The 17,925-nt window shown below is 61.5% G+C and carries 16 protein-coding genes; 14 read left to right on the top strand and 2 right to left on the bottom strand.

All coding sequences use genetic code 11. The features are described from left to right. The first annotated feature begins 86 nt into the window (after positions 1–86). From ndk to der, 9 genes are all read left to right on the top strand, one after another. Entirely contained in the window at positions 87–518 is a 432-nt protein-coding gene (gene ndk, locus K5Q02_RS22345; RefSeq protein WP_225834427.1) for a nucleoside-diphosphate kinase, read from the top strand. A gap of 24 nt (positions 519–542) precedes the next feature. Beyond that, positions 543–1,691, top strand: a complete 1,149-nt coding sequence (rlmN, locus tag K5Q02_RS22340; protein WP_225834425.1) for a 23S rRNA (adenine(2503)-C(2))-methyltransferase RlmN — start codon at positions 543–545, stop codon at positions 1,689–1,691. 10 nt (positions 1,692–1,701) lie between these two features. Then, positions 1,702–2,466: a type IV pilus biogenesis/stability protein PilW gene (gene pilW / locus K5Q02_RS22335; RefSeq protein WP_225834422.1), complete on the top strand. Its 765-nt coding sequence runs from the start codon at positions 1,702–1,704 to the stop codon at positions 2,464–2,466. Then, on the top strand, positions 2,463–3,500 hold the full coding sequence (locus tag K5Q02_RS22330; RefSeq protein ID WP_225834420.1) for a RodZ domain-containing protein: 1,038 nt from the start codon (positions 2,463–2,465) through the stop codon (positions 3,498–3,500). The genes pilW and K5Q02_RS22330 overlap by 4 nt, the downstream gene beginning before the upstream one ends. A gap of 1 nt (position 3,501) precedes the next feature. Next, positions 3,502–4,614: a flavodoxin-dependent (E)-4-hydroxy-3-methylbut-2-enyl-diphosphate synthase gene (gene ispG, locus K5Q02_RS22325; RefSeq protein WP_225834418.1), complete on the top strand. Its 1,113-nt coding sequence runs from the start codon at positions 3,502–3,504 to the stop codon at positions 4,612–4,614. Between the two features lie 20 nt (positions 4,615–4,634). Beyond that, entirely contained in the window at positions 4,635–5,924 is a 1,290-nt protein-coding gene (gene hisS, locus K5Q02_RS22320; RefSeq protein ID WP_225834416.1) for a histidine--tRNA ligase, read from the top strand. 34 nt (positions 5,925–5,958) lie between these two features. Beyond that, positions 5,959–6,597 carry a tetratricopeptide repeat protein gene (locus tag K5Q02_RS22315; protein WP_225839828.1) on the top strand — a complete coding sequence of 213 codons (639 nt, stop codon included), beginning with the start codon at positions 5,959–5,961 and terminating at the stop codon, positions 6,595–6,597. After that, positions 6,590–7,741: an outer membrane protein assembly factor BamB gene (bamB, locus tag K5Q02_RS22310; RefSeq protein WP_225834414.1), complete on the top strand. Its 1,152-nt coding sequence runs from the start codon at positions 6,590–6,592 to the stop codon at positions 7,739–7,741. The genes K5Q02_RS22315 and bamB overlap by 8 nt, the downstream gene beginning before the upstream one ends. A 116-nt stretch (positions 7,742–7,857) precedes the next feature. Beyond that, the gene (gene der, locus K5Q02_RS22305) at positions 7,858–9,330 is read left to right on the top strand and encodes a ribosome biogenesis GTPase Der (protein WP_225834412.1); all 1,473 of its coding nucleotides are present in this window, start codon (positions 7,858–7,860) and stop codon (positions 9,328–9,330) included. A gap of 111 nt (positions 9,331–9,441) precedes the next feature. Here der and K5Q02_RS22300 read toward each other — a convergent pair whose 3' ends face one another. Then, positions 9,442–11,679 (bottom strand): TonB-dependent siderophore receptor, encoded by a 2,238-nt coding sequence (locus K5Q02_RS22300; RefSeq protein ID WP_442964024.1) that lies wholly within the window; start codon positions 11,677–11,679, stop codon positions 9,442–9,444. A gap of 189 nt (positions 11,680–11,868) precedes the next feature. Here K5Q02_RS22300 and K5Q02_RS22295 point away from each other — a divergent pair, with 189 nt between their 5' ends. Beyond that, positions 11,869–12,639, top strand: coding sequence for a response regulator (locus K5Q02_RS22295; protein WP_225834396.1), 771 nt, complete (start codon positions 11,869–11,871; stop codon positions 12,637–12,639). Between the two features lies 1 nt (position 12,640). Then, complete coding sequence (locus tag K5Q02_RS22290) at positions 12,641–14,032, top strand: ATP-binding protein (protein ID WP_225834395.1); 1,392 nt, start codon at positions 12,641–12,643, stop codon at positions 14,030–14,032. A 36-nt stretch (positions 14,033–14,068) separates the two neighbouring features. Here the strand turns inward: K5Q02_RS22290 and K5Q02_RS22285 are convergent, their stop codons facing one another. Next, the gene (locus tag K5Q02_RS22285) at positions 14,069–14,968 is read right to left on the bottom strand and encodes a LysR family transcriptional regulator (RefSeq protein WP_225834394.1); all 900 of its coding nucleotides are present in this window, start codon (positions 14,966–14,968) and stop codon (positions 14,069–14,071) included. A gap of 112 nt (positions 14,969–15,080) precedes the next feature. Here K5Q02_RS22285 and K5Q02_RS22280 point away from each other — a divergent pair, with 112 nt between their 5' ends. The 3 genes from K5Q02_RS22280 to K5Q02_RS22270 all read left to right on the top strand — a co-directional run bounded on the left by K5Q02_RS22280 (position 15,081) and on the right by K5Q02_RS22270 (position 17,925). Then, entirely contained in the window at positions 15,081–16,499 is a 1,419-nt protein-coding gene (locus tag K5Q02_RS22280; protein ID WP_225834393.1) for a coniferyl aldehyde dehydrogenase, read from the top strand. A gap of 34 nt (positions 16,500–16,533) precedes the next feature. Further along, positions 16,534–17,211, top strand: a complete 678-nt coding sequence (locus tag K5Q02_RS22275; RefSeq protein ID WP_225834392.1) for a type 1 glutamine amidotransferase domain-containing protein — start codon at positions 16,534–16,536, stop codon at positions 17,209–17,211. 87 nt (positions 17,212–17,298) lie between these two features. Beyond that, positions 17,299–17,925: a glutathione S-transferase family protein gene (locus K5Q02_RS22270; RefSeq protein WP_225834391.1), complete on the top strand. Its 627-nt coding sequence runs from the start codon at positions 17,299–17,301 to the stop codon at positions 17,923–17,925.

Here is a 17,925-nt window from a genome sequence, read left to right as displayed (position 1 = left end):
GCACCGCTCTTATGCTTTTGACTGGAACCCGCGTATAATTCGCGGGTTTAATTTTTGGCTTTAATCCACCGTTTCTGGAGTTTCACATGGCTGTTCAACGCACTTTCTCCATCATCAAGCCTGATGCCGTCGCTAAAAACGTTATCGGCCAGATCACCACTCGCTTCGAAGAAGCTGGTCTGCGTATCGTTGCTTCCAAGCAACTGCAACTGTCCGAGCGCGAAGCTGCTGGCTTCTACGCCGAGCACAGCGAGCGCGGTTTCTTCAAGGATCTGGTTGCATTCATGACTTCCGGTCCGGTCATCGTGCAGGTTCTGGAAGGCGAAAACGCCATCGCCAAGAACCGTGAGCTGATGGGCGCTACCAACCCGAAAGAAGCTGCTGCCGGCACCATCCGTGCTGACTTCGCTGTTTCCATCGACGAGAACGCTGTTCACGGTTCCGACTCGGAAGCTTCCGCTGCTCGCGAAATCGCTTACTTCTTCTCCGCTACTGAGGTAAACGCTCGCATTCGCTAAGGCGAAGCGTGCGAAGGTGACGTCATGATCGACACGAATGGCAAAATCAACCTGCTGGGCCTGACCCAGCCGGAAATGGAGCAGTTCTTCGACAGTCTCGGAGAGAAGCGCTTTCGTGCCGGTCAGGTCATGAAGTGGATTCACCACTTTGGCGTCGATGATTTCGCCGCCATGACCAACGTCGGCAAGGCCTTGCGCGAGAAGCTCGAGGCCGCTGCCTACATTCGCGGGCCCGAAGTGGTCAGCGAAGATATTTCTACCGATGGCACCCGCAAGTGGGTCGTGCGTGTGGCGTCGGGTAGCTGTGTGGAAACCGTGTACATCCCCCAAGGTGGGCGTGGCACTCTTTGCGTTTCCTCGCAAGCCGGCTGTGCCCTGGACTGCAGTTTCTGCTCCACGGGCAAGCAAGGTTTCAACAGCGACCTCACCGCGGCCGAGATCATTGGCCAGGTGTGGATCGCCTGCAAATCGTTCGGCAGCGTGCCGGCGAAGATCGATCGTGCCGTCACCAATGTGGTGATGATGGGCATGGGCGAGCCGCTGCTGAACTTCGACAACGTCGTCGCCGCCATGAAAATCATGATGGACGACCTCGGCTACGGCATCTCCAAGCGCAAGGTGACCCTGTCGACCTCCGGCGTGGTGCCGATGATCGACAAGCTGGGTGAAGTGATCGACGTGTCTCTGGCGCTGTCGCTGCACGCACCGAACGACGAGCTGCGCAGCCAATTGGTACCGATCAACAAGAAGTATCCGCTGGAAATGCTGCTGGCCGCCTGCAAGCGTTACGTCTCCCGTCTTGGCGAGAAACGTGTGCTGACAATCGAGTACACCCTGCTCAAGGACGTGAACGATAAACTCGAGCACGCCGAGCAGATGGTCGCGCTGCTGGCGGACATGCCCTGCAAGATCAACCTGATTCCGTTCAACCCGTTCCCCCATTCGGGTTATGAGCGCCCGAGCAATAACGCCATTCGCCGTTTCCAGGAACTCTTGCAAAAAGCCGGTCACAACGTCACGGTGCGCACCACCCGTGGTGAAGATATCGACGCGGCGTGCGGGCAACTGGTTGGCCAGGTAATGGACCGCACCCGTCGCAGCGAACGTTATATTGCCGTGCGCCAACTGAACGGCGATGCGGATACTCCGCGTCCTGCCGTCAGTCGTACCTGAGAGGATCTCCATGACCGTGCTGCGTTCCCTGCTGTTTCTGCTGAGTGCAAGTCTGCTCACCGCCTGTGTTTCCACCGGTGATGTCGACCCGATGAAAACATCCGAGGGCCGTAAGAAGGCTTACGATTCATTCGTCCAGCTCGGCATTGGTTATTTGCAGCAGGGGCAAACGGGGCCGGCCAAGGTGCCGTTGAAGAACGCGCTGAATATCGACTCGTCCGCTCCCGATGCACATGCGGTGCTGGCCCTGGTGTTCCAGCGCGAAATGGAGCCTAAGCTGGCCGACGAGCACTTTCGTAAATCGTTGTCGAAAAACTCGAAAGACGCCCGCCTGTTGAACAATTACGCCGGTTTTCTGTTCGAACAGAAGCGCTACAAGGAAGCGTTCGAGCGTTACAGCCTTGCCGCCGAAGACAGTCTCTATCCGGAGCGCGCCCGTGTGTTCGAGAACATGGGCATGACCGCCATGATGCTCAAGCAGCGTGATGAGGCCAAAGGCTATTTCGAGCGTTCGCTGCGCCTGGACAGCCGTCAGCCACGGGCGCTGCTCGAGATGGCTACCCTCTCCTTTGAGGACAAACAATATGTTCCGGCGCGTAGCTACTACGACGGCTACAGCGCCATCGCCGAGCAGAACGCCCGCAGCCTGTTGTTGGGCGCGCGCCTGGCCACGATCTTCGAGGATCGTGACCGTGCCGCCAGCATCGGTTTGCAGTTGAAGCGTCTTTATCCCGGTACGCCGGAATATCAGCAATATCTGTCGGAGCAAAGATGAAAGCGGCCCAACCTGAAGTTGCAGCAGCTCATCACGTCAATCCTGGTGAAGCACTGCGTGCGGCACGTGAGAGCAGGGGCTGGTCGGTTGCGGAAGTCGCGACTCAGCTCAATCTCACGCCAATGCGCCTGACCCAATTGGAAGCTGGCGAATTCGATAAGCTGCCGGGTAATACATTCGCCCGTGGCTACATCCGTGCCTATGCAAAGCTGCTGGGTCTGGAGCAAGCGCCGCTGGTTGCCGATTTCGACCAATTCACGGGCAGCAATGCCATTGGCAGCAGCGTGCATGCACTCGGCCATATCGAAGAGCCGACGCGGTACTCGCAGAGCATCCTGCGCCTGGTCAGTTTCCTGTTACTGGTGGGGGTGGGAAGCGCCTGTTTCTATTGGTGGCAGGATCAGGGCTGGCAGCTTGATGATCTGAAAAATGTTGGCATGGGCCACGTGGAAGTCGATGGCGCCGACGGCAATACGCAGATTCATACCCTTGATGAGCCGGAAGATCAGGCCGTGGCCGCAGCACAGACTCAAGGTGCTACCGAACTGCCGCTGCCGAGCATTCCCGCCGAGCAGTCAGGCGACTCAGTCGACACCACGCCGGAAGCCACAGCCAGTGAGCTGCTGGAGCAGAATCCTCCTGCTACTCAAACCGAGCCGGCCAATGCAGCACAAGCGCCTGCCCAGTCCGGCACGCCTGCTGCTCCTGCAACGCCAGCCACACCCGTAGCGCCAGCTGCTAGCGCTCCTGCGCCAGCCGCCGCTCAGCCGCAGGCGCCAGTCGCCGCAGGTGAAGGGCTGGTGAGTCTGAAATTCACCGCTGACTGCTGGATTCAGGTGACTGACGCCAACGGCAAGGTCGTGGCCAGCGGCCTGAAGCGTGCTGGCGACAGCCTCGACGCCCGCGGCCAGGCACCACTCGAATTGCGTCTGGGCTTCGCTCGCGGTGCCCAAGTGAGCTACAACGGCGCAGCCGTCGACGTGACGCCGCACATCTCCGGTGAAACCGCACGCTTGAAGTTGGGTGGGCAGTAATATGCATGGTGAATCGCCGATCAAACGCCGCCTGTCGCGCAAGATCTGGGTGGGCTCGGTTCCGGTAGGGGGTGATGCACCCATTGCCGTGCAGAGCATGACCAATACCGATACCAACGATGTTGCAGCGACCGTCGAGCAGATTCGTCGCCTCGAAGCAGCTGGTGCTGACATCGTGCGGGTTTCCGTGCCAGACATGGATGCTGCCGAAGCCTTTGGCCGCATCAAGCAGCAGGTCAATCTGCCGTTGGTGGCGGATATTCACTTCGATTACCTGATTGCCCTGCGTGTGGCCGAGTTGGGCGTCGATTGCCTGCGTATCAACCCCGGCAACATCGGTCGTGAAGACCGCGTTAGAGCTGTGGTTGAGGCGGCCCGTGACAAGGGCATTCCGATCCGCATCGGCGTCAACGCCGGTTCGCTGGAAAAGGACTTGCAGAAGAAATACGGCGAGCCGACTCCAGCAGCGTTGGTAGAGTCCGCTCTGCGTCATGTAGAGCATCTGGATCGCCTGAACTTCCCGGATTTCAAAGTCAGTGTAAAAGCGTCCGATGTGTTCATGGCCGTTGAGGCTTATCGCCTGCTGGCCAAGCAGATCGAGCAACCGCTGCACTTGGGTATCACCGAAGCGGGTGGTTTGCGCTCCGGTACTGTGAAGTCTTCCGTTGGCCTGGGCATGCTGCTCGCCGACGGTATTGGCGACACCATTCGTATCTCCCTGGCCGCCGACCCGGTGGAAGAGATCAAGGTCGGCTTCGATATTCTCAAGTCGCTGCGCCTGCGTTCGCGGGGCATCAACTTCATCGCCTGCCCAAGCTGCTCGCGCCAGAACTTCGACGTGGTCAAGACCATGAACGAGCTGGAAACCCGCGTCGAGGATCTGCTGGTACCGCTGGATGTCGCCGTGATCGGCTGCGTGGTCAACGGCCCGGGCGAAGCCAAGGAAGCACATATCGGCCTCACTGGCGGCAGCCCGAACAACCTGGTCTACATCGACGGCAAGCCCGTCTCGAAATTGACCAACACCAACCTAGTGGATGAGCTGGAACGGCTGATCCGCACAAAGGCGGCCGAGAAGGTCGCAGCCGACGCGGCCGTGATCGTGCGCGGCTGATCCGTGCTTAAGGAAAACAATTGAGCAAGTCCCTGCAAGCCATTCGTGGCATGAACGATATCCTGCCGCAGCAGACCCCAGCCTGGCGTTACCTGGAAACTACCCTGGCAGAGCTGCTGGACAGCTACGGCTATCAGGAAATGCGTCTGCCGATCCTCGAGTTCACCGAACTGTTCGCCCGCGGCATCGGCGAGGGCACCGACGTGGTCGACAAGGAGATGTACACCTTTCTCGACCGCAACAACGAATCCCTGACCCTGCGCCCCGAAGGCACCGCTGGCTGCGTGCGCGCCGTGCTCGAGCATGGCATGACCGGTGGCGGCCAGGTGCAGAAGCTCTGGTACGCGGGCCCCATGTTCCGCTACGAGAAGCCGCAGAAGGGCCGCTATCGCCAGTTCCACCAGATCGGCGTTGAAGTCTTCAACCTGCCTGGGCCGGACATCGATGCTGAACTGATCACCCTGACCTGGCGCCTGTGGAAGCAACTGGGCCTCGGCGATGCCGTGACCCTGCAGCTCAACAGTCTGGGTTCCAGCGAAGCCCGTGCGGTGTATCGCGATGCGCTGGTGGCCTACCTGCAGGAGCGCTTCGATCAGCTCGATGAAGACAGCCAGCGCCGCTTGACCACCAACCCGCTGCGCATTCTCGACAGCAAGGTGGCCACGACTCAGGCGCTGCTCGTCGACGCACCGACGCTGCACGACTATCTCGACGAAGAGTCCCGCGTACATTTCGAGGGCCTCAAGGCGCGTCTCGATGCCGTCGGTATTGCCTACCAGATCAACCCCAAGCTGGTGCGTGGCCTGGATTACTACGGCCGTACCGTGTTCGAGTGGGTCACCGATAAACTCGGTTCCCAAGGCACCGTGTGTGCCGGTGGCCGTTACGATGGCCTGATCACCCAGTTCGGCGGTAAACCGACCCCGGGTGTTGGCTTCGCCATGGGCGTCGAGCGTCTGGTGCTGTTGCTGGAAACCCTGCAGCGCGTGCCCGCCGAGCTGAGCCGTCCGGCTGATGCCTTCATCTGCGCCTTTGGCGAGCCTGCCGAACTGGCAGCCCTGGCCCTGGCGGAGAAACTGCGTAACGAAGTTCCGGGGCTACGCCTGCTGGTTAACGCTGGTAGCGGTAGTTTCAAGAGTCAGTTCAAGAAGGCCGACAAGAGCGGCGCCACCTATGCATTGATTCTGGGTGAGGACGAACTGGCTGCTCGCGTGGTAGGTTGCAAACCTTTGCGCGATGACAGCGAACAACAAAGCATTGCCTGGTCGGATCTTGCCGGCCATCTGGCGTCCTGCACCCAGCAGGCTTGAGCGATTTAGCGATTAAGGAGTATTTGGGGTGGCGTTGAATAGCGATGATGATGAACTGGCCGGCTTCAAAGACTGGTGGCAGCGCAACGGTAAACCGCTGATAGCGGGCGGTGCTCTGGCGCTGATCGTGGTATTCGGCTGGCAGGCCTGGCAGAAGTACCAGAGCAATCAGGCTCAGGGTGCCTCTGTGCTCTACCAGCAATTGCTGGAGTCAGCCCTGACGCCGAGCGGTGAGCCTGATGCAGCCAAGGTGGCGGCGCTGGCGGGTCAACTGAAGAGTGATTTCGGCGGTACTCAGTACGCTCAGTACGGCAGCCTGTTCGTGGCCAAGGTCGCGGTCGAGTCTGGCAAGCTGGACGACGCTGCCATTGAATTGCGCAGCGTTGTCGACAAGCCAGCCAATGACACCCTTGGTGAGCTCGCTCGCCAACGTCTGGCTCGCGTTCTGGCTGCCCAGGACAAAGCCGACGAAGCCTTGAAGCTGCTTGATGGCGACGCCGACAATGCTTACCTGGCCAGCCGCGAAGAACTCAAGGGTGACTTGCTGGTGAAGCTGGGCCGCGCCGATGATGCCCATGCTGCCTATGTGAAGGCTAAGGGCGCGCTGTCTGAAGAGGCTGCCGTGGGTGGTCTACAGATGAAGATCGACGACCTGGCCAAAGGGGATGCATGACGTGATGCGTTGGAAGAATGTCGCACTGCTGGCCCTGGCCGTTCTGGTCGTTGGTTGCAGCAGCAACAGCAAGAAAGAACTGCCACCTGCCGAGCTTCCCAAATTCAAAGAGGAAGTGAAGCTGCAGAAAGAGTGGAGCCGTTCGATCGGTAACGGTCAGGGCGACATCTACAACATGCTCGAGCCTGTGGTCGACGGCGAGCAGATCTTCGCCGCTGATGTCGAAGGCCTGATCATGTCCATGGAGCGCACCACCGGCAAGGTGTCCTGGAAGAAAGAGCTCGACGTACCGGTTTCCGGCGGCGTAGCTGCTGGCTACGGCATGGTTGTGGTTGGCACCCTCAAAGGTGAAGTGATCGCGCTGGATTCGTCCACCGGTGAAGAGAAGTGGCGCGCCAAGGTGCCGAGCGAAGTTCTCTCGGCTCCGGCCATCAGCAGCGACACCGTGCTGGTACAGACCCAGGATGACACTCTGGTTGCCCTGGATGCCTACAGCGGCCAGCAGCGCTGGATCTTCGAAAATACCCCGGCGGTACTGACTCTGCGCGGCACTGGCAGCCCGGTACTGACCAACCAGTTGGCCATCGCTGGTTTGTCGAGCGGTAAGGTCGTTGCCCTGGATGCCCAGCGTGGCATTCCAGTGTGGGAGCAACGTGTTGCCATCCCGCAAGGCCGTTCCGAGCTTGATCGTATTGTTGATATCGACGGTGGCCTGCTGCTGTCCGGCGGCCAACTGTACGTAGTGACCTACCAGGGGCGTGTCGCCTCCCTCGATCTGGAAAGTGGCCGTGTGCTGTGGCAGCGCGAGGCTTCCAGCTCCATGGGTGTGGCGCAGGGCTTTGGTAACGTCTATGTGACCCTTGCCAGCGGCACCGTGGAAAGTATCGACGAGCGTTCGGCTTCGGCCCTGTGGAGCAACGATGCCCTGGCCCGTCGCCAGCTGTCGGCGCCTCAGGTGTTCTCCAGCTATGTCGCGTTTGGTGATCTGGAAGGCTACCTGCACCTGATCAGTCAGGTCGATGGCCGTTTCGTCGGCCGTATCCGCATTGACAGCGACGGCCTGCGTACTCGTCCGCTGGTCGTCGGCGACTGGCTGTATGCCTTCGGCAACGGCGGCAAACTGGTGGCATTGACCATCAAGTAAAGCCCGGCTCCACCTGTCCGGTATCGCCGGGCAAGTGGGGCAGATAGCGCAAGATTTGTGGCCGCTGCCTGTGCAGCGGCTTTTGTATTTTCTGAAATAACGAAGTGGAGAGCCGAATGGTTCCCGTAATTGCCCTGGTGGGCCGGCCGAACGTCGGCAAATCCACCCTGTTCAACCGCCTGACCCGCACCCGCGACGCGATCGTCGGTGACCTTTCGGGTCTGACCCGCGACCGCCAGTACGGCGAGGCCAAATGGCAGGGGCGTACCTATATCGTGATCGACACCGGTGGTATTTCCGGTGACGAAGAAGGCATCGACGCGAAAATGGCCGAGCAGTCCCTGCACGCCATCGAAGAAGCCGATGCGGTGCTGTTCCTGGTCGACGCTCGTGCCGGGCTGTCCGCCTCCGATCAGATGATTGGCGAGCACCTGCGCAAGCGCAACAAGCGCAGCTTCCTGGTGGTCAACAAGGTCGATAACATCGACCCGGATCTGGCCCGCGCGGAATTCGCCCCGCTGGGCATGGGCGAAGCCCTGGCCATCGCCGGTGCCCATGGCCGTGGCATCACCCAGATGCTCGAAGCGGCACTGGGCAGCTTTCCCAAGGATGCTGGCGAGTTGGCTGACGGTGAAGAGCCTGAGATCGTCGCCGAGGGCGAGGAACCCAAGCGTATTCCCGGCCCGAGCGAGAAGGACGGCATCAAGCTGGCCATCATCGGTCGTCCCAACGTCGGCAAGTCGACCCTAGTCAACCGCATGCTCGGCGAAGATCGGGTCATCGTCTACGATCAGGCCGGCACCACCCGCGACAGCATCTACATCCCGTTCGAGCGCGATGACGAGAAGTACACCCTGATCGACACTGCCGGCGTGCGCCGCCGCGGCAAGATCTTCGAAGCGGTGGAAAAGTTCTCGGTGGTGAAAACCCTGCAGGCGATTCAGGATTCCAACGTGGTGGTGTTCGTCATGGATGCCCGCGAAGGTGTGGTCGACCATGACCTCAACCTGCTCGGCTTCGTGCTCGAGAGTGGTCGTGCTTTGGTCATCGCGCTGAACAAGTGGGACGGCATGGAGCCCAGCGAGCGTGAATACGTGAAAACCGAGCTGCAACGCCGGTTGTTCTTCGTCGACTTCGCTGACATCCACTTCATCTCGGCGCTGCATGGCACCGGTGTGGGTCATATTTACAAGTCGGTGCAGGCCTCGTTCCAGTCGGCGATCACGCGCTGGCCGACCAATCGCCTGACCCAGATCCTTGAAGACGCAGTCGGCGACCATGCGCCGCCGATGGTCAACAACCGCCGCATCAAGCTGCGTTACGCTCACTTGGGCGGCGCCAACCCACCGTTGATCGTGATCCACGGCAACCAGGTCGATGCGGTGCCCAAGTCGTATATTCGCTACCTCGAGAACACCTACCGTCGTGTGCTCAAACTGGTCGGTACGCCGATCCGTATCGAGTTCAAAGGTGGCGAGAACCCGTATGAGGGCAATAAAAATACCCTTACGGATCGCCAGGTGAACAAGAAGCGTCGTTTGATGAGCCACCACAAGAAGGCCGAGAAGAAGCGCAAGGACAAGCGCTGATCGATGTTGCGAAAGGCCTAGGCGCTTAGCCGCTTCAGGGTGGCATGGCGTATCAAGAGAAAGGGGTAGCTACAACCGTAGCTACCCCTTTTTCGTTTCAGATGCAGGTGATCAGAACTGCGTGCGCAGGGTGACCGACATGCTGCGTGGGTCGCCGTAGATGGCGCCAGCGTAGAAGCCGTAGCGGGTGTAGTAGGTCTTGTCGAACAGGTTGTTGACGTTCAGCGAGACGTCGGTGTCGTCGTTGATGTCGTACCTGGCCATGGCATTCCAGATCGCGTAGCCGGACCAGTTCACCTCGGTCGAGCTGCGGCTTACGCCTGCGGTGGGGACGCCAGCCGGGCTGGACAGCGCACGGATGTTGCTCTGGGCGCTGACACCGGTTCCCAGGGTCAGGCGATCCAGTGGGCCGGACAGACGATAGGTGGTCGAGGCCTTGAACAGGTGCGACGGATCACTGCGCCCATCCGAGTCCAAGCGGCGGAAATGCAGGTAGGTGTAGCCGCCGTAGACGTTCCAGTTCGGGGTGATGGCGCCGGCCAGTTCGACATCGATACCGTCGGTTTCCGTGCCGCTGCCCGCCACATAGGCCTGGGTTTCGGAAGGCGTCTGGTTGGCGCCGTCGGTGACCGCCTTGTTGTCCTGCTTGGTGCGGAAGTAGGCGACCTGTGCGTTCAGGCGACCATCGAACCACTCACCCTTGATACCGGTTTCGTAGCTTTGCCCGACGATGGGTTCTACCCGATTGCCGCTGGTGGTTTGCTCGCTTTGCGGCGTGAACAGGTCGGTGTAGCTGGCGTACAGCGAGTAGTTGTCGTTGAGGTCGTAGACCGCGCCCACGTAGGGCGTGACCACGCCTGACTCGGTCTGGCTGCTTCTGACACCGGCGGCGGTAGCATTCTTGGTGTGATAGTCGCTGGCGCGCACGCCGAGGATTACCGACAGCGGGTCGGTGATGCTCAGGCGCGTGGCGGCGTACATGCCTTGCAGGCGGGTCACGCTCTTGCCATGTCGGCCGGTTTCGCTGGCCGTCATGTACAGGTCGTCGTCGACACCGTTGTGCCAGTCGGTGAGCGGCAGACCATTGTTGCTGCGGAACTGGCAGCCCAACGCCGGCGCCGTGGTGCGCGTGGCGCTGGACATCGTGCAGCTGTATTCCGGCGTCCAGCCTACGGTGCGGCTGTCGCTGTAACCGAACATCGCCTGGTGGCTGCGGCCGAGTAGCTGGAATGCGCCGCTGAGGTCGAACTGGGCGGATTGCTGAGTGGTGTCACTGGAGCTGTGCAGGCCGTTGAGAACCATACCGCTGCCGTCCTGTTCGGGATAGCCGGTGTAGACCCCACGGCTGAACTGATTGACCTTGGCCAGGCCGTAATGATTGAGCGCTTCTGTAGTGCTCTGCGCGGCCTGCACATCGAGCTTCCAGTCCTCGTTGAAGCGATGGCTGAGCGAGGCGAATGCCGTGCGCGTCTGGTTTTCACCATGGCTCCAGCTGGGTACCAGGTTGGTGCTGCGCGACAGATCGGTCTTGCTGCCATCGGCGTACCAGATCGGGATGTTGGCCCCCCAGCCTCCACCCACCGTCTTGCTGTATTCGTACTGATAGCCGGCGCCCAGCGTGGTGTCGTCGCTCAGGTCGAACTCGACGTTGGCCAGCGCGGCACGGGCGCGCTCGGACTGATGATCGCGAAAGGAGTTGGCGTCCTCCTGGGTGATGACGAACCGTGAACGCAGGCGGCCGTCCTCGCTAAGCGGCACGTTGAGGTCGGCGCCCAGGCGGGTCTTGTCCCAGCTGCCGTAGGTCAGGTAGGCGCTGCCGCCGAAGTCTTTGCCGGGGCGTTTGCGGATCAGGTCGACCGTGGCCGATGGATCGCCCGTACCGCCAAGCAGGCCATTGGCGCCGCGGACGATATCGACGCGCTCGTACATGTCCATGTTCATGGAGTTGCCGGCGCCGCTGAAGCCTGAGTCCCCGGAGTACTGCAGGCCGTCGACCTTCCAGTTGGTGATCTTGTAGCCGCGGGCGCGGAAATCGGTGCGGCCGCCCACTTCGTACTTGCTCGCACTCACGCCTGGCGTCACTTCCAGGGCCTGCTCGATGTTGGTGATACCGCGATCGTTCATCTGCTGTCTGGTGATGGTGGTGACGCTTTGCGGGGTTTGCCGCGGCGTCAGCGCCAGGCCTGTGGAGCTGGTGCTGCCACGTACCGTGTAGCCCAATTGTTGGGTGGCGTCGTCGGCATCGATGGCGCTGTCTTCGATGCTGATCGCACCGAGTTCGAGAGCGCCAAGTTGGGCGCCCGCATCTGCGTGGCCGAGCGGGCTGAGCAGCAACCCGCTCAGGCCCATGGCCGCTACCAGCAGACTGCGTTGTGACGCAAAACGCGGCAGGTCACGATGGGCGGAGGAGGTGTGAGGCGTAAGTGCGTTCATGATGTCTCGTATGTCGTTGGCATTAATTCTCATATGCATGAGATTTTTGTTACGATTCTAAGTACTGCGCAGGCTGCGCAATTTCTTGGTTTGTACGGGCGTGTAATGGAACGTAACGAGGGGCGGGAGCTGAGGCCGCAAAGCATCACAGCCACATTGGAAACCCTGCTGGTGGTGGACGATGACGACGAGATTCGCGAACTGCTCTGTGAGTACCTGAGCGAATCCGGCTATCGGGTACTTGCGGCGGCCGATGGCCGGCAAATGTGGCAACTGCTCGAGCAGCAGACGGTGCAGTTGCTGATCCTCGACCTGATGCTGCCCGGTGAAGATGGCCTCTCCCTGTGCCGGCAGGTGCAGGCTCTCGATGGCCCCGGCGTGATCATGCTGTCGGCCAAGGGCTCGGCGCTGGATCGCATCGTCGGCCTGGAAGTCGGTGCCGATGACTACCTCAGCAAGCCCTTCGAACCCCGCGAACTGCTGGCGCGGGTCAAGGCGGTGCTGCGCCGTGCCGGTGTCGCCCGTGCCAGGGCTGAAGCGGCCAGTCAGAGCGACGCGCCGATCTGCTTCGCCAACTACCGGCTCGATCACGTCAAGCGGACGCTGATCCAGCCGGATGGCACATTCCTGCTGCTGCCGCGCTCCGACTACCGCGTGCTGTGCGAACTGCTCAACGCACAGAACCGCGTGCTCAGTCGCGACCACCTGACGCGCAGTGCATTTGCCCGCCCGCACCTGCCCGACGACCGCTCGGTGGACATGTGCATCAGTCGCCTGCGTCAGCACCTCAAACAGGCTGGCGAGCGGCTGCAGATCCTCACCATCCGCAACGAAGGCTACCTGTTCAGCGTCACCGCCAACGACGCGGTGAGCTGATATGCCTGCGCTGCCTGGCGTGGCCCAGCTGAAACGCCTGTGGCCGCAAACCCTGTTCGCTCAGTTGCTGATGATCATGGTGTGCGGCGTGCTGGCCATCCAGTTGCTGTCGAGCAGCATCTGGTTCGACGTGCGCTTCGCCCAGGTACTCGAGGCGCCGGCACGCCTGGCTGCCAGCCGCACGGCAGCATGGGTCGAGCAGGGCTGCAGCACTGACAGGCCCCTGCAGGCGCCTGCGGGTTACCAGGTGCGCTGCGTGCAGGAAGAGCCGGTAGCCGAGGCAGGAGACAAGCGCGGCCGCCGGCGGGTCGAGCTGCTGCTGCGCCAGGCCCTGGCCCATGAGCTCGGCCATGAGCAGGCGGTCAGGTTGCTGGAAGCACGGCTGACCGATGATCAGGGCCAGCCGATTGTCTGGCGCAGCCTGTTCGGCCTCAGCACTGCGCTGGCCCATATTCATTTCGCCATTCCATTGGCCGATGGTCGCTGGCTGGAGGTCGACGGCCACGAGCAACAGGGCTGGAGCGGCGAATCCGCCTGGGCGCTGATCGCCGACTACGTGCTGCGCATCTACGTATTGCGCATCCTCGCGGTGCTCGGTATCTGCTGGTTGGCGGTGCGTCTGTGCCTGCGCCCATTGCAGCGCCTCAGCGAGGCAGCCCGCGGTTTGGGCAACAACCTCGACCAGCCGGCGTTGCCCCTGAACGGCCCGCTGGAGGTGCGCGAGGCGGCGCATACGTTCAACGTGATGCAGCAGCGCCTGATCGCCATGATGCGCGATCAGGCGTATTTCCTCGCCGCTGTTTCTCACGACCTGCGCACCCCGCTGACCCGCATGCGTCTGCGCATCGAGCGCCTTGATGATGAAACCCAGCGTGAGCGCCTGAAGCACAACATCGCCCAGATGGACGCCATGATCGCCCAGGTGCTCGACTTCCAGCATGCCGCCGAACCCGGTGTCGCCGAGCCGGTGGATGTCGAGCAGATGATCGCCTGCTTGTGCAGCGAACTGGCTACGGTAGGCGAGCCGCTGCCCGTTAGCGGCAGCGCAGCACCGATCCTCGGCAGCCCGGTGTTGCTGCAGCGCTGCCTGCAGAATCTGCTGGAAAACGCGCTGCGTTATGCCCGCGATGTAAAGGTTGTGCTGGGCGATACGGAGCAGGGCGTGAGCATCCGTGTCGAAGATCGCGGCCCAGGTATCGATCCCTCGCTGCTCACCTGCATCACCGAACCCTTCGTGCGTGCCGAGGCGTCACGTAATGCACAATCCGGTGGTTACGGCCTGGGCCTGAGTATCGCCAGGCGCATCGCGCAGGGGCATGGCGGCTCGCTGACGTTGGAGAATCGCCAGGGCGGCGGGCTGTTGGTTACTGTATTCCTGCCCAAAGGCGACTGAGGCGCGGGTCGATTTCATGGGCAGGGAGTGGGGCGCTCACTCGGCACGCCGGCTGCCGCGCAGGCGCCACAACAGTGCCTGGCGGGCATGTGCGACGCGCGGCTGGCGCAGGGCGCTGGGCGTCCATAACAGATGGTATTCGCGGGTCGCATGGCCGACTGGCGCCGGTATTTCCTGCAGTTCGCCGCGCTCGATAGCGGCCTTGCACAGGTAGGCCGGCAATGTGCTCCAGCCAAACCCGTCGATCAACAGGGTGCGCAGGGTGCGCAGATCCTGGCCGACCATTGCCGGGACGGCCGACTCCATCTCGATCTTGTTGATGGCCAGCCACGAATCGATCAGGGGTAATTCCAGGCTGTAGGCCAGCACGGGCTCGGCTTGCAGCGCACGGCGAAAATCCTTCGCTGTCGTCAAACGCTGCACCACGGCGGGGGCTGCCACGGCGATAACGTCATCGGTGTACAGCAGTTCATTGCGCAGGCGGCTGTCATTCGGCGCAGACGCCGCCACGCCCAGGTCGCAGTTGCCCTCCAGCAGCATGCGGCAGATCAGTTCGTGATCGCCGTGCTGCATGCGGATACGGATGCCTTCTTCCAGTAGCGGTTTGAGCTGTCGGGAAACCACCTCGGCGAGGAAGTCGGCATGGCCAATGATCTGCAGCGCGCCAGCCAGTTCTATCGAGCGGGCGCGTGCCGAGGCCAGTGCGGCCTCCGCGGAGTCCAGCTTGTCGCCGATGTCGGCCGCCAGTTCCCGTGCTGCAGACGTCGGCTCCACGCCGCGCGCCTGGCGCTCGAACAGGCTTCTGCCAATGGCCGTTTCGAGGCCCGAGATATGCTGTGAAACCGCTGGCTGGGTGAGATTCAGCGTGCGCGCCGCGCCACTGATAGAGCGCTGGCGGTAAACCTCGATGAAGGTCCTCAGGCGAAGCAGAGACATGGCTCATCCATAAAAATATTTATGTGTTGGGTAAAATACCCTGTCTACTCCTGCCTGGGCCAGCCCCCTAACATGGCGTCATTGTTTACAGACGACATCGAGGAGAAGGGCGATGAACGACCAGCTCAATACACAAGACCTGCAGGCCATTCTGCGCAGCATGAAGCGCGCGCACCTGAACGCTGGGCCTGTCGATGCGCAGCTCCGTCAGGATCGACTGCAGCGCAGCGCCAAGCTGATTCGCGACAACCATCAGGCGATCAGCGATGCGATGAGTGCGGATTTCGGCAACCGCAGCATCTACCAGTCGATGGTTGCCGATCTGGTTACCACCATCAAAATGCTTGAGCACTCGGCCGCACAGGTAGAGCAGTGGATGCAGCCCGAGCAGGTAGAGAGCCCCGGCCCCGGCATGCAGGCCTGGATCGAGCAGCAGCCGCTGGGGGTGGTGGGCATCATCAGCCCCTGGAATTTCCCGATCAACCTGGCCTTCGGCCCGCTGGCCGGCGTGTTCGCGGCGGGTAATACCGCGATGCTCAAACCGTCCGAATTGACGCCCCGCACCTCTGAGTTACTCGCCGAACTGGTGGCCCGTTATTTCGACCCGAACGAGCTGACCGTGGTGCTGGGCGATGCTGGCGTCGGCCAGGCATTCAGCGCGCTGCCCTTCGATCACCTGATCTTCACCGGCAGCACCGCGGTGGGCAAACACGTGATGCGTGCAGCGGCGGAAAACCTCGTGCCGGTCACGCTGGAACTGGGCGGCAAGTCACCCGTGGTGGTCGCCGAGGATTTCGACATTCGCACTGCCGTGCAGCGCACGCTAACCATCAAGTCGTTCAATGCCGGGCAAATCTGCCTGTCGCCCGACTACATGATGGTTGCGCAGAACGCTCTGGAACCCTTGGTGCAGGCCAGCAAGGCCTTCGTGGCCGAGAGCTTCCCCAGCCTGATCGGCAACCCCGAATACACCTCGATCATCAATCAGCGCCATTTCGAGCGTCTGGCTGGCTTGCTCGAAGATGCCGAGCGCCAGGGCGCCAGGGTGATCAGCCTGGCTCCAGACGGTGAGCCTTCGCTCGATGTCAGGTCGCGCAAGATCGCGCCGCATCTGGTTCTCGATGTCACCGATGAAATGGCCATCATGCAGGAAGAAATTTTCGGCCCGCTGCTGCCCGTCAAAACTTATGCGCATGTCGATGAGTCCATTGCCTACATCAACGCCAATCCGCGTCCGCTGGCGGCTTACTATTTTGGTGATGATCCGTTGCAGCAGCAGCGCTTCAGCGCTCAAACCACATCGGGAGGCCTAGTGATCAACGATGTCATGACTCACGTCTCCGTGGACAGCTTGCCATTCGGTGGCGTAGGTGCCTCGGGTATGGGCGCTTACCACGGCATACACGGCTTCCGCCGCTTCACCCACGCCAAGCCCGTGGTGGTGCAAAGCCAGGACGGCGCCTCCAACCTGCGACTGCGTGCGCCGTATGCGGGCAAAACTCAGGCACTCGAAGCTTTCCTGAACGACTAATTCAACGTCCTACCGCTATCAGAAGGTATTCAAAATGAAAGTATTGATGGTGCTGACCTCTCACGATCAGCTTGGCAACACCGGCGAGAAAACCGGCTTCTGGCTCGAAGAGTTCGCGGCCCCGTACTACGTGTTCAAGGACGCTGGCGCCGAGGTGGTGCTGGCTTCGCCGGCTGGCGGCCAGCCGCCGCTGGACCCGAAAAGCGACCTGCCGGATTTCCAGACCGAGCACACTCACCGCTTCAAGGCCGACCCTGCCGCACAGCAGGCCCTGGCCAATACCGTCAAGCTGGACACCATCCGTGATGCGGACTTCGACACCGTGTTCTACCCAGGCGGCCACGGTCCACTGTGGGATCTGGCCGAGTCGAAGCTGTCCATCAGCCTTATCGAGGCATTCGAGCGCGCCGGCAAGCCCATCGGTTTCGTCTGCCACGCCCCTGGCGTGCTGCGTCACGTCAAAGCCGCCGACGGCTCGCCGCTGATCAAGGGTCGCCGCGTCACCGGCTTCACCAACGGTGAAGAGGCTGCAGTGGAGCTGACCGACGTGGTGCCGTTCCTGATCGAGGACGAGTTCCAGAAGCTCGGTGGCCTGTACGAAAAAGGTCCGGACTGGGCGCCCTTCGTGATCGAAGACGGCAAGCTGATCACCGGCCAGAACCCTGCCAGTTCGGAAGATGTCGCCAAGGCGCTGCTCGCGCAACTCAAGTAACCGCTGATTGAGGCTGAATCGCCTGTGCAGATGCTGCACGGGGACTCAGCCTTTTCCGGTCAGTGCCCGACTACCGAAGGACCTCCGATGATCACGCTTCACCACCTCAACGCCTCGCGCTCGTTGCGCATCCTCTGGCTGCTGGAGGAAATAGGCGAGCCTTACAGGCTGGTTCGCTATCAGCGAAACCCCGCCACCCATCTGGCCCCGGACTCTCTCAAGCAGATTCACCCGCTGGGAAAATCGCCGGTTATCGAAATCGACGGGCAGTTGCTGAGCGAGTCAGGGGCTATCGTCGAATACCTGATCCGTCGCTTTGCGCCACGGCTGGAGCCGGATTTCAACTCGCCGGCTTATCTTCACTATCTGCAATGGCTGCACTTCTCCGAAAGCTCGGCGATGGTGCCGGTACTGCTGAAGATCTTCACCCGCTTCGAGCAGGATGCCGGCACCACCTTGTCGTTTCTCGGCGGCTATACCCAGACCGAGTTCGACAAGGTGCTGGGTTACCTGGATGAGTTTCTGGCCGACAAGCATTTCGTGCTCGGCGATACGCTTTCCGGCGCGGACTTCATGCTGGCCTTCGTGGCGATCACCGTGGTGGAGCAGTTGGCCCTGGGCGAGCGGTATCCCGACCTCGCCGCCTACTTGCAGCGCCTGACCGCACTGCCAAGCTGGCAGCGAGCAGTGGCACTAGAGGGGCAGCAGGGCTGA

This window comes from Pseudomonas sp. MM211, assembly GCF_020386635.1.
Classification (GTDB): Bacteria; Pseudomonadota; Gammaproteobacteria; order Pseudomonadales; family Pseudomonadaceae; genus Aquipseudomonas.
Note: the sequence above shows the minus strand (reverse complement) of the source record. Positions and strands in the feature narration are given on the sequence as shown.